Annotated in this window: 13 protein-coding genes; 9 read left to right on the forward strand and 4 right to left on the reverse strand. The window is 66.2% G+C overall.

The window, feature by feature from the left end; all coding sequences use genetic code 11:
• The 5 genes from ELR45_RS32065 to ELR45_RS32085 form a co-directional block, all read left to right on the forward strand.
• Nucleotides 1–740, forward strand: a 740-nt coding sequence (locus tag ELR45_RS32065) for an ROK family protein (RefSeq protein WP_165368292.1), incomplete at its 5' end; no start/stop codon positions are given.
• Nucleotides 737–1780, forward strand: coding sequence for a LacI family DNA-binding transcriptional regulator (locus tag ELR45_RS32070; protein WP_276320757.1), 1044 nt, complete (start codon nt 737–739; stop codon nt 1778–1780). The genes ELR45_RS32065 and ELR45_RS32070, both read left to right, overlap by 4 nt.
• A 176-nt stretch (nt 1781–1956) precedes the next feature.
• Nucleotides 1957–2466, forward strand: coding sequence for a DinB family protein (locus ELR45_RS32075; RefSeq protein ID WP_129669910.1), 510 nt, complete (start codon nt 1957–1959; stop codon nt 2464–2466).
• Between the two features lie 237 nt (nt 2467–2703).
• Nucleotides 2704–3813 carry an N-acetyltransferase DgcN family protein gene (locus ELR45_RS32080; RefSeq protein WP_420813989.1) on the forward strand — a complete coding sequence of 370 codons (1110 nt, stop codon included), beginning with the start codon at nt 2704–2706 and terminating at the stop codon, nt 3811–3813.
• On the forward strand, nt 3810–4886 hold the full coding sequence (locus ELR45_RS32085; protein ID WP_129669911.1) for an alanine/ornithine racemase family PLP-dependent enzyme: 1077 nt from the start codon (nt 3810–3812) through the stop codon (nt 4884–4886). The genes ELR45_RS32080 and ELR45_RS32085 overlap by 4 nt, the downstream gene beginning before the upstream one ends.
• A 73-nt stretch (nt 4887–4959) precedes the next feature.
• Here the strand turns inward: ELR45_RS32085 and ELR45_RS32090 are convergent, their stop codons facing one another.
• Complete coding sequence (locus ELR45_RS32090; protein ID WP_129669912.1) at nt 4960–5286, reverse strand: plasmid stabilization protein; 327 nt, start codon at nt 5284–5286, stop codon at nt 4960–4962.
• Between the two features lie 138 nt (nt 5287–5424).
• Here ELR45_RS32090 and ELR45_RS32095 point away from each other — a divergent pair, with 138 nt between their 5' ends.
• Nucleotides 5425–6138: a polyamine aminopropyltransferase gene (locus tag ELR45_RS32095; RefSeq protein WP_129669913.1), complete on the forward strand. Its 714-nt coding sequence runs from the start codon at nt 5425–5427 to the stop codon at nt 6136–6138.
• Between the two features lie 41 nt (nt 6139–6179).
• On the opposite strand, the gene ELR45_RS32100 is transcribed toward ELR45_RS32095, so the two are convergent.
• Nucleotides 6180–6776 (reverse strand): hypothetical protein, encoded by a 597-nt coding sequence (locus tag ELR45_RS32100; RefSeq protein WP_129669914.1) that lies wholly within the window; start codon nt 6774–6776, stop codon nt 6180–6182.
• Nucleotides 6777–7346: 570 nt separating this feature from the next.
• Here ELR45_RS32100 and ELR45_RS32110 point away from each other — a divergent pair.
• From ELR45_RS32110 to arsB, 3 genes are read left to right on the forward strand one after another with little or no spacing between them, the layout of a single operon-like run.
• Nucleotides 7347–7631 carry a hypothetical protein gene (locus tag ELR45_RS32110; RefSeq protein WP_129669916.1) on the forward strand — a complete coding sequence of 95 codons (285 nt, stop codon included), beginning with the start codon at nt 7347–7349 and terminating at the stop codon, nt 7629–7631.
• Nucleotides 7628–7909 carry a hypothetical protein gene (locus ELR45_RS32115; protein WP_129669917.1) on the forward strand — a complete coding sequence of 94 codons (282 nt, stop codon included), beginning with the start codon at nt 7628–7630 and terminating at the stop codon, nt 7907–7909. Before ELR45_RS32110 ends, ELR45_RS32115 begins: the two co-directional genes overlap by 4 nt.
• Nucleotides 7909–9009 carry an ACR3 family arsenite efflux transporter gene (gene arsB / locus ELR45_RS32120; protein ID WP_129669927.1) on the forward strand — a complete coding sequence of 367 codons (1101 nt, stop codon included), beginning with the start codon at nt 7909–7911 and terminating at the stop codon, nt 9007–9009. The genes ELR45_RS32115 and arsB overlap by 1 nt, the downstream gene beginning before the upstream one ends.
• Before the next feature lie 22 nt (nt 9010–9031).
• Here arsB and ELR45_RS32125 read toward each other — a convergent pair whose 3' ends face one another.
• Together ELR45_RS32125 and ELR45_RS32130 are read right to left on the reverse strand one after the other, a co-directional pair.
• Nucleotides 9032–10096 carry a hypothetical protein gene (locus ELR45_RS32125; RefSeq protein ID WP_129669918.1) on the reverse strand — a complete coding sequence of 355 codons (1065 nt, stop codon included), beginning with the start codon at nt 10094–10096 and terminating at the stop codon, nt 9032–9034.
• A gap of 150 nt (nt 10097–10246) precedes the next feature.
• Nucleotides 10247–10910, reverse strand: a 664-nt coding sequence (locus ELR45_RS32130) for a ferritin family protein (RefSeq protein ID WP_205857692.1), incomplete at its 5' end; no start/stop codon positions are given.

Consider the following 10910-nt stretch of genomic DNA (forward strand, 5'->3'; position numbering starts at 1 on the left):
CCGCCTGGGGTCTGGCCGTGCCGGGTCCGTTCGACTATGACCGCGGCATCGCCTTGTTCGACGGCGTGGGCAAGTTCGCTTCGCTGTACGGTGTCGATATGCGTGGAAGACTGGCGGAGCGGCTGCGCGTGCCGGCGGAGCACGTGCGCTTCACCAACGATGCCGACGCCTTCCTCCTGGGCGCCTGGGCAGGAGGCTCGATCGAGGGCCACGCCCGATGCATGGCCTTGACTCTGGGTACCGGCATCGGCTGCTCTTTCGCCGTCGACGGCCGGCTCGTCCCCGAGGCGGAGAACGTCATCCCGGGGGGACGTGCACACTTCCTGTTCTGTGCCGGTCGCCCGTTGGAGGACGTCGTGTCAACGCGAGCCATCGTCGCTGCGTACGGTGCGGCGACGGGCCGATCGGTTGACGGCGTCAAAGAGGTGGCGGACCGCGCGCGCCGCGGTGAGCCCGCGGCTCGGAGCACACTCGATGACGCCATGATGGGCCTGGGACGAACGATACGTCCCTTCCTGGATCGCTTTGGCGCGACGGCAGTGGTCGTCGGCGGCTCCATATCCCGCTCCTGGGACGTCATCGAAGGGCCCCTGCGCCGCGGCCTGGGGTACGAGGCGACCGGACCACTGATCGTCTGGGAGTCCGATACCGAAGGGCGCGCGCTCGCTGGGGCCGTCGCGGCCGCACGTGCGACGATCGGCCGCTTTGAGACCGCAACCCGCGAGAGAGGAGAAGCGTGACGGCCTCAGCCCCGGGACAGTCCCGCCGTCCAACCCTCAGTGACGTCGCCAGACGAGCGGGCGTCAGTCCGATGTCCGTGTCTCGAGCGATGCGGGGAGAGAGTGGGGTCTCCGCCGCGACCCGAGCCAAAGTGCTCGAGGTGGTCGAGGAGCTCGGATACCGGCTCAATGACTCCGCTCGTAGTCTCAAACTCGGCCGCGGCTCCGACCTGGTCGGCGTGGTCGTGACGCACTTCGCGAACCCCTTCTATTCCCGCCTTGCCCTGGGCGTGGAAGCGGTGATCGAGAAGCGCGGCATGCGGGTCATTCTGGGCAACACCGAAGAGGATCCCGAGCGCGAAAGAGAGCTGGTCCAGAACCTGCTCGAGCGGCGCGTCGATGGCATCGTCGTCGTGCCGTCGAGCTATGACCACAGCCACATGAAGGAGCAGGCGATGCGCGGAACACCGGTGGTCCTGGCCGGCCGGCCGCCCGTCGCGCTCGATGCGGACTGCGTGCTCGTGGACGACTTCGGCGGTGCCCGGGAAGTGACACGTCGCCTGTTGGAGGAGGGGCATAGACGGGTCGCCTTCATCGGCACCCCGCCGGCCGCGTACACCGGGGCCGAGCGGCACCGCGGATACTGCGTCGCCCTCGATGAGCAGAGCGTCCCCGTCACCAGCGATTACGTCGACCGCTCTGGCACCGACACTGTCACGGCCGAGGCGGCCGCCACGCGCATGCTGCGGCTTTCCACGCCTCCGACAGCGATCTTCGCCGCGAACAACCGGTTGGCGCTTGGCGTCCTGCGCGCCATCGGTCCCCGTGACCACATCGGTTTCGCGGCCTTCGACGATCTCGAATACGCCAGCCTTCTCAACCGGGACATCACGTTCGTCAGTTTTGACGCCGAGCAGATGGGCAGGAGCGCTGGTGAGCTTCTTCTGCAGCGTCTGGACGAGCGCTCGGCCGGCGGACGACACATGCAGGCGGAGCGTCCCGTCTCTCGGGTGGTGGTGCAAGTGAACGTGGTCTCGCAGCACGCACGCTCCCGCGTATAACCACCGGTGCGCCTTTGCCGAAAGCGCAAGTTTTGGTGCGGACGGTGGTCCGTCGGGTCAGGATCGTGCCACGTCGGCCGGACCGCCATGGTCGTCGACAGCGCACTGCCGATCCGGCGAGTCGCCGACTGAACTCCAGTGAGGTGACGTCGCCGCCACGTGAAGGAGGAAACATCATGGCTGCAGCCCGTGGCCGGACGACGGCTGGGCGACGGCGAGACGCTCCGCCGCCGAGCACCGGTGCCACCGAGAAGGACGTTCTGGTCGGGTTTCTCGACTATCTGCGCACCTCCGTGGCGGCCAAAGTGGACGGTGTCTCGGAGCCTGAGGTGCGGGCTCCGGGTGTGCCCTCGGGTACCAGTCTTCTCGGGCTGATCAAACACTTGAGCCACGTCGAGGGGCGAGCCTTTCTTGGCAGGCACGTCCGGAACTGGCAGGACACGTTCCGCCCGGGGCCTGATGAGACCGCCGACGGCATCCTGGCCGACTACCGCGACACCGTCGTCCGGGCGAACGAGGTCATTGCGGCGTGGAGCGACCTGGCCGAGCCGGCTGACAGCTACGGCGCGGGAGGGTCGGTTCCTTCGCGGCGATGGATACTGACGCACATGATCGAGGAGACCGGTCGGCATGCCGGACACGCGGACATTCTCCGTGAACTGATCGATGGCGCCACAGGACGTTGAAACGTCCACCGGCGTGCCGGGACCGGGGTCGCCGCGGTGTCGTTTGGTTCAGTACTCCCGATTACGGTGGTATGGTAGAAAAAGCTGGCGACTTTGCCGGTACTCAGGGAAGACGCCTCGTTGACCGTTGGGCCGTAACCGGCCCCGCCACGATCCCGTCGCCTCCTCTGGGCCATCCAGAGGAGTTGTATGTCGCTGTTTCACGAGCCTGCCTTTGCCGAACCTCGCCCCGCCCCGATGATGGACGACGCCGCGCTTCCGCCCGGGTCCTCGGCCGTCATCTACTGCGAGGGCCAGTTCGGGGAGCAGGACGGTAAGACCGCCAACGGACTTGTTCGCCACTCTGAGAAGTTCGAGGTTCTCAGCGTCATCGACAGCCGTCAGGCGGGAGCCGATGCGGGCGAGTTCCTCGACGGCGTCGTCAACGGCATCCCGGTGCTGGCGAACCTGGGCGAAGCGATCGCCCACGCCGGCCAGGTTCCCGACTACCTGATCTGCGGCGTCGCCCCAGCCGATGGCCTGCTGTCCGCGGCCCAGCGTGTGGTGTTGCTCGACGGTATCGCCAGGGGCATGCACATCATCAACGGTCTGCACGAGTTCCTGAACGACGACGCCGAGTTCGTCGCTGCCCGGATCATGGCCGGCGTGACCATCACCGACATCCGGCGGCCCAAGGAGAAGAAGGACCTGCACCTCTTCTCCGGGCGGATCTTCGACGTGACCTGCCCGCGCATCGCGGTTCTGGGGACCGACGGCTCCATCGGCAAGCGAACGACGGCGACGCTGCTGGTTCGGGCGCTCAACGCCCACGGGGTCAACGCGGTCATGGTCGGCACCGGACAGACGACGCTCATCCAGGGCGGCAAATACGGGGTGGCGCTGGACGCGCTGGTCCCGCAGTTCTGCTCGGGTGAGGTGGAGGATCAGGTGGTCGCGGCCTTCGAGGGGGAGGACCCGGACGTGATCGTGGTGGAGGGCCAAGGAGCGCTCAGCCATCCCGCCTACCTGACGTCCGCGCACATCCTTCGCGGCAGCCGGCCGGCAGGCGTCATCGTGCAGCATGCGCCCAAGCGCAAGATGCTAGGCGATTTCCCGATGGTGCCCATGCCCACCGCCGCCAGCGAGGTGGCGTTGATCGAGGCGTTCGCGGACACCAAGGTGATCGGTATCACCATCAACCACGAGTTCATGTCCGATGAGGAGATCGACGACGCCATCGACGAGCACGAGCTGGAGATCGGCGTGCCCGCCACAGACCCGTTGACCCGCCCACTGGACCGCCTCGTCGACATGGTGTTCCTTGCGTTTCCCGAGCTCGAAGGGTCGCTCGTCGCGAGCGGGCGGTGATCACGCCCCGGCTGGAGATCAACCTCGCTGCGATCACGCACAACTCCCGCGTCCTCGTTGACCGGCTGGCTCCTAGGCATATCCGGGTGACCGGGATCTCCAAGGCCGCCCTCGGCTCGTCCGGGGTTGCCGGAGCGATGGTGCGAGGCGGCGTCACCGGGCTGGGGGATTCGCGTGTCGAGAACCTCGCCCGGCTGCGCACCGCTGAGGTGGCCGTACCGCTGACGCTGATCCGATCGCCGATGCTGAGCCAGACGGAACTCGTCGTGCGTCATGCCGACGTGAGCCTCAACACCGAAGCGGCCGTGCTCGACGCGCTCTCATCGGCAGCGATCCGTTGGCGTACCACGCATTCCGTGGTGCTGATGGTGGAGCTGGGCGACCTGCGCGAGGGTGTGGCCGCCGCCGACGTCGTCGAGATGGCCAGGACCGTCGGAAGGCAACCTGGACTGCAGCTTGCCGGGCTCGGCACGAACCTGGCCTGCCAGTGCGGCGTCGTGCCCGATCAACACAAGATGGACCAGTTGTCCCGGCTCGCCGGGCAGGTGGAAAAGGCCCGCGGCGCCGCACTGTCGGTGGTCTCGGGCGGCAACTCGGCCAACCTCGAGTGGGCGCTGGCCACCGACGACGTCGGTAGAGTTGACGAACTGCGTCTGGGCGAGTCGATCCTGCTCGGTACTGAACCGCTGCACAGACGTGTGATCGACGGCCTGCGCACCGACGCGTTCACGCTGGTGGCCGAGGTGATCGAGGCGAAGCTCAAGCCGGCGCAGCCCTGGGGTGACATCGCGCAGGCGGCGTTCGGCGATCAGCCGCCCCGCGGCGGTGCCGGAACCATTCGCCAAGCGATCCTCGCGGTCGGCCGTCAGGACGTCGACCCCGATGGGCTCACGCCACCGCCGGGGGTCATGGCGCTGGGGATGAGCAGCGACCATCTGGTGGTCGACGTCGGAGACCACGACGTGTCGGTGGGCGACGAACTCGCCTTCCGGCTCGACTACAGCGCGCTCGTCCGGGCTATGACATCCCCGTTCGTCGCGCACGTGGAGCAGGCAGCGCTGCTTCTCGTCTGACGAGGCTCGTAGCCGGCACCGCCAGTCCGATGGCGGCAGGCACACGTTCTCGTTAAAGCAGACACACGTTGCCTCAGCGGCCGACGGCCTTCGCCAGCTCACCTTTGGTCATCTTGGACCGGCCTTTGATGTTCTTCTTCTTCGCTTCTTCGTACAGCTGAGCCTTCGTGCGACCGCCCGGTCCCTGCCCGGAGCGCAGTCCTCCCCGCCGGCCAGAGGAGATGTCCTCCGTCGACGTCCGACTGGCGCGATCAGACCGTCCGGAGCGGGCGCGCTCCTTGTTCACGGTCCGTGCGGCGATCTCCTCTGCTGTGTCCTCGTCGTAGTCGCGCTTCTTCAAACCCGACTTGACATGCTCGTATTGGCGTTCGTCCTTCTTGCGCCATTGTTGCTGGGGCACGGTCGCTCACCTCCTGCCATCGCCTTTACCCCATGCGGGCAGGGACAACAGGACTCGCGCCGGTCTTCGCCGTCTTTCGGGGCGTGGGCCTCGTTGCTGTTACTGTTTGCCCGCCGGCGGAATCAGGTGGGGGACCAGGTGAGTGCGCGTTTTCAGGAGCTCGATTGGCGTTCGACGCCGTGGGGCGAGATCAGCCTGCGCTGTCGGTGGGATCCCACCTTCGATGCCGAGGTCTATGAGATCAAGCTCGACGATGACTTTCTGATGTCGAGTCTCTTCACGGTGGCCGAGGTCGAGATGGTGCGCCTCGCTCTTGCGGGGATGGCGGGACCAGGTCTCGATGTGGCCGTCGGTGGTCTCGGTCTCGGCTATACCGCGCAGACGGTCCTGGAGACTCCGGGTGTGCGCTCGCTGATCGTGATCGAGGCGCTCGGTGAGGTGATCGAGTGGCACGAGCGTGGCCTGATCCCCGCAGGCGCCGCTTTGACGTCGGACGAACGATGTGACCTCACCCATGGTGATTTCTTCGCGATGCTGCGCTCCGACGTGGGTCTGGATCCAACGCAGCCGGGCCGGCGGTTTCACGCGGTGATCGTGGACATTGACCACTCGCCGCGCCATGTGCTGCACTCCAGCCACGCGGAGTTCTATGAGCCGGCCGGCCTTCAGCGGCTCGCCGGATGCCTCCATCCGGGAGGAGTGTTCGCCTTGTGGTCGAACGACCCTCCCGATGGTGAGTTCATCCAGACATTGTCGGGGGTCTTCACCGATGCGAAGGCCGAGATCGTCAGTTTCCGCAACCCGCTACAGGAGAACGCCGCGACCAACACGGTCTACCTCGCCCACCGCTAGCGAGCGGTCCGGTGAGTGGTCCGGAGAGATGGCCGGCTGCGTCACCGGATGTCGTGACGCCGGTCTCCTCGGTGCGTCGAGGACGTCCCTCCGCCGCCCTCCGGCTGGTCCCCGTCGTCGACGAGCATCTGGTCGAAGAGGAAACGGTAGTGGACGAACGCCTCACGTAGCTCCTCGGTCGTAGCATCCGTGCCTTTGCGCCGCAGCGCATTGGCCGCCCGGTAATGGCTGACGGTCTCCGGATGGTCGGCCGAGACCATGTCGGTGCGCTCGACGAAGTCGTCGACCGGGTAGCCACGCTCGGCCATGACGGAGACGATGAGGTCGTCAGCCTCGGCAACGGCCGAGACAGGTTGGTCGACGAAGCTGTTCTGGATCGCTTGCCACTGTGCGGAGTATTGGCGTCGTGCGTCCGGGGAGAGCGGGGTGATCACGGTACGATCCCGGCGATCGGCGATATCGCGTAGCTCCTTCTCCACGTCATTGCGTTCACGTGTCGACTCGACGGCCCGGTCGTACTCAGGCCCGAAACGCTTCTGGAGTTGAGCGGACCGCCTGCGCATCGTCAGCATGTACACGACGGCGGCGACGACCACGATCGCCACGATCAGCACGATGATCCAAACCCACGTATCCATTGCGAGCCTCCCTGCTCATGCCGCTTGCGCGGCGGAACGAGAAGGCGCATACCCGTTCGAACCAGGACGAAACAGAATGGGCGGCCCTCGGGCGTCGCGCCGGCCTCGGTGGCAACTCGAGGTTGCCCTGGCCCTTGACTTCGGCCCGCGGAGGCGATACTCAGGATATGAGTCACAGTGGCATAAGGCCGGATCCCGCGAGCGTAGCAGCCGACGCTGGCCGGTCATCCGTATGAGAGCCCGCCACTACCGTAAGGGTGTAGCGCGATGATCCATATGCCGGACTTGCGGCGGAAGCACCGCCGACCCGCTGAACTTGGACGGATATTGGCCCGCGCTCGTCGCCGCGTTCACGGACGCTGGTTCCACGTCGACGGCAGGCACAGCGACGAAGCGTCCCACGGGACGAGCTGACCTCGGAGTTCTCTCCAGACCGCCTCGATGCACGGCCCCTCGTCGAGGTCTGCCTGTAGCCGGTTCGCCTCGGCGACGCCGGGATGCGTGGCCGGCGCGGTCTCGACACCGCCGTGTTGTGCTTCCCGGTGTTTACAGTTGTCATACACTGGTGGTGTGGCTGAGGACGTCTATACGCTCACCGACCGGACGTACGACGTCTTGGCCAGGGCCGGAATAGCACCTGGAGCAGCCTTGGACGTTCTGTACGGCGCACCCACGGTGCGTCGGCATATCGGTTCATCGCTGCAGATAGCCGGTCAGGACCGCAGCGGCGGCTGGCTCGCGGTGGCATTGGTGGAAGACGAGTTCGACGACGAGTACACCGTGACAGGCGCCCGTTACCTCGATGACGACGAGATCGACAGCATCACTCGGATCATCAGGAAGGAAGAGCGATGACCACGTTCGACAAGGCCAATGCAGCGTTGGAGGATCGCAACTGGTCCGCGGCCAAGGTGGACACCCAGCCGCGCAAAGCCACGGTCGTTCATTCTGTTCGCATGTCGCGTGACCTTACTGAGCGGCTATTGACTGAGGCGGAGCGGCGTGGGATCACGCCCAGCGAAGTCATTCGCGATCTGGTGGATGCGGGCCTCACTACCGCCGAGCGGTCGACCACGGTACGGCTGGCCGATGTGCACAGAGCAATCGATTCGCTCACCCAGAAGACCGCTTGATCCAGCTCCGCGACACGACGACCGACTCGCAGAGCGCCGGAGTCATCGGCAAGCTCTCGCTCCTGGACCGATTCCTCGCGGTGTGGATCCTGGCCGCCATGGCCCTCGGCCTCGGGCTGGGCAGGCTGGTCCCGGCTCTGGGCGACGCCCTGGCGGCCGTGGAGATCGGCGGCATCTCCGTGCCGATCGCGCTCGGCCTGCTCATCATGATGTATCCGGTGCTGGCGAAGGTCCGCTACGACAAGCTGGACACCGTCACCCGCGACCGGAAGCTGGTCATCACCTCGCTGGCCGTCAACTGGCTGGCGGGACCGGCCGTGATGTTCGCACTCGCGTGGATCTTCCTGCCGGACCTGCCGGAGTACCGTACCGGGCTGATCATCGTCGGCCTCGCCCGATGTATCGCCATGGTGATCATCTGGAATGATCTGGCCTGCGGCGACCGGGAGGCCGCGGCCGTGCTCGTCGCCCTGAACTCGATCTTCCAGGTGATCGCATTCGGCCTGCTGGCCTGGTTCTATCTCGACCTGCTGCCCGGCTGGCTGGATCTGGGTGAAGGGGAGCAGCTCGGCGTTCCGTTGTGGAAGATCGCCGTGAACGTCGTCGTGTTCCTGGGGATCCCGCTGCTGGCCGGCTACCTCACCCGTCGCATCGGCGAACAGAGGCTGGGAAGGCAGCGGTACGAGTCGCGGCTGCTGCCGAAGATCGGGCCGTGGGCGCTGTACGGCTTGCTGTTCACCATCGTGCTGCTGTTCGCTCTGCAGGGCGAGAAGATCACCGACCAGCCGCTCGACGTCGCACGCATCGCCGTACCGCTGCTGGCGTACTTCATTCTGATGTGGTTCGGCACGTTCGCTCTGGGCAAGGCGATCGGCCTCGCATACGAGCGCACCGCCACGCTGGCGTTCACTGCCGCGGGCAACAACTTCGAGCTGGCCATCGCGGTGGCGATCGGTGCCTTCGGCGTGACCTCAGGGCAGGCGCTGTCCGGCGTCGTCGGTCCGCTCATCGAGGTCCCGGTCCTTATCGCCCTGGTGTATGTCTCGCTGGCCTGGCGACGCGGATTCAGCCGAGACACCGGCACCGTGCTGAAGGTCTAGCGGTGGCGCAGGACCTATGTGTTCAGCCGAAGATGCTGAACACACCGATGTCGTCGGCGTAGCGGCCCTGTTCGGCGACCGTCTCGTTGAGCGACGCCTCGACGCCGACCCAGCCGTGGAAGCCACCGTTGTCATCGATGATCTGCATCATCGGCTTGACGTGGGAGTTTCCCGTGTAGCAGTACTCATTGCGGCCGTCGGCGTTGGCCAGGCGCCAGCTCCACATGGTGTCCCGGCGGTGTCCGATGGGGCTGCGGGCGGGGGAGACGTAGTAGTCGGTCCCGGCCGTGCCGCCGGACGTCCGTGCGCCGAGGCAACTGGCGCCGCTGCAGACCGACCAATCCTGGACCCAGAACGGTGAGCCGTCGCCGCTGTCGATGAACGGGTCCGAGTTGCTGCTCGTGGTCTTCCACAGCCGGTACGAGTGCTCGAACTGGGTGTGGTCCGCGGCGGCCATCGTCTGCATGGATGCCCGGTCGTTCCAGGCCGCGTTGCTGCCGTATCCGTACCCGTGGGTGGCGGTGAAGTTCGCATCCGCGAAGGCGAGCGTCGCCAGTGCGCCGTTGGCCGCCGACTCGATAACCCAGTCTTCCCACAGGCCGTTGCTCCAGGTGACGCGCAGCCGGTCGCCGTCGACCGTGTAGGTACCGTTGAGCGTCGACGACGCTGCTGTGGATTGATAACCGCCGGCAGTCTGGACCTCGCACGTCCGCGTCGGGCAGTCCCGGGCGACGAAGCCGGTGCCGACGCGGTTGACGCGTATTCGCTGGCTCCAATGCCAGTGCTGCTCGGTCACGGTGCCGTCGGAATGGAACTCGTACTGGCCGAGGCGGACCCAGTTCTCGGTCGAGGAGGCACGCAACCCGCCGATAGAGACGACGAACCTCTGCTTGCCGAGCGGAAGCTCGGCCGCCTGCGCCGACGGAGCGGAATCGGGAGTGGCCTGGGCGGTCAGGACGGAGGTGCCGAGCATGACGGCGGCGAGAGCGCCGATACCCAGCGCGGTGATAAACGAGTGGCGTGCGTGGGTGACAGACGTGCCGAACGGTCGGAGGAGGCGGCGGAGGAGCCGAGAGATCGCGGTCACAGAGACCCCCAAGGTTTCGACGAGACCACATATGGGATTTGTGAATGTCCAAATCTAACGGACAGCCGTGATCTTGGATAGTGCTCAGATGGAATGGTGCGCAAACCCGACGTGACACTCGCGTGTCACGCACGTGTGGCCAGGTGACACCTAGGCGGCGATACCACGGGTGCGCATGGCATCCTCGACGATGGTCAGGCCGTCGAGTCCGGGCATGCGGGCGATGTGGGTATCGATCTTGCGGATCTCCTCCAGGCCGTCCGACCCACTGAAGAGGTGGCTCATGACGTGCACCACCTCGTCCTCGGGCAGCACTCCGGATCCGACCGGTGCCCACGCCTTGCGCAGCGCGAACCGGGCGAGCACACGGGCCTTCTTGCTGCTCTCCAAGCGCTTGCGGGCCTGGGTCGCGTAGAACGCGACGTGCCGGGTCTCCTGCTTGGCGATCCGGCGCAGAAGCTCGGCCAGGGCCGGATGACCCTCGAGCTCAGCGAGGCGGGTGTACGCCGCCGTCGCCGACCACTCGTTGACCGCGCCCCAGATCATGTGTACGGCGATGAAGTCGGTACCGATGATGTTGCCCAGCAAGGACTGCTTGACCGGATCGAGGCGGTCCTTCCAGCCGACCTTCAGGCGCCTCGCCTTCAGCTCGTCGAAGTCGACGGTGATGTTGTGCATCGCCAGCACGTGCGCGAGCGCCTCACCGTGCCAGAACTCCTCTCGGTTCCACATCGTCATGAAGGCCGCCACGTCGCTCTCTTTGTGCGACGGCGTGACGAGTAGGTCCCGGAGGTAACAGACAGTGTGGTACTCG

The sequence above is a fragment of the Phytoactinopolyspora endophytica genome (genome assembly GCF_004138495.1).
GTDB classification, from domain to species: Bacteria; Actinomycetota; Actinomycetes; order Jiangellales; family Jiangellaceae; genus Phytoactinopolyspora; species Phytoactinopolyspora endophytica.

What these genes read in the sequence shown, in the direction of transcription:
- ELR45_RS32075 (WP_129669910.1), top strand. Translation starts at nt 1,957, where the DNA reads ATGGCTGCAGCCCGTGGCCGGACGACGGCTGGGCGACGGCGAGACGCT.
- ELR45_RS32080 (WP_420813989.1), top strand. Translation starts at nt 2,704, where the DNA reads ATGATGGACGACGCCGCGCTTCCGCCCGGGTCCTCGGCCGTCATCTAC.
- ELR45_RS32100 (WP_129669914.1), bottom strand. Translation starts at nt 6,776, where the DNA reads ATGGATACGTGGGTTTGGATCATCGTGCTGATCGTGGCGATCGTGGTC.
- ELR45_RS32115 (WP_129669917.1), top strand. Translation starts at nt 7,628, where the DNA reads ATGACCACGTTCGACAAGGCCAATGCAGCGTTGGAGGATCGCAACTGG.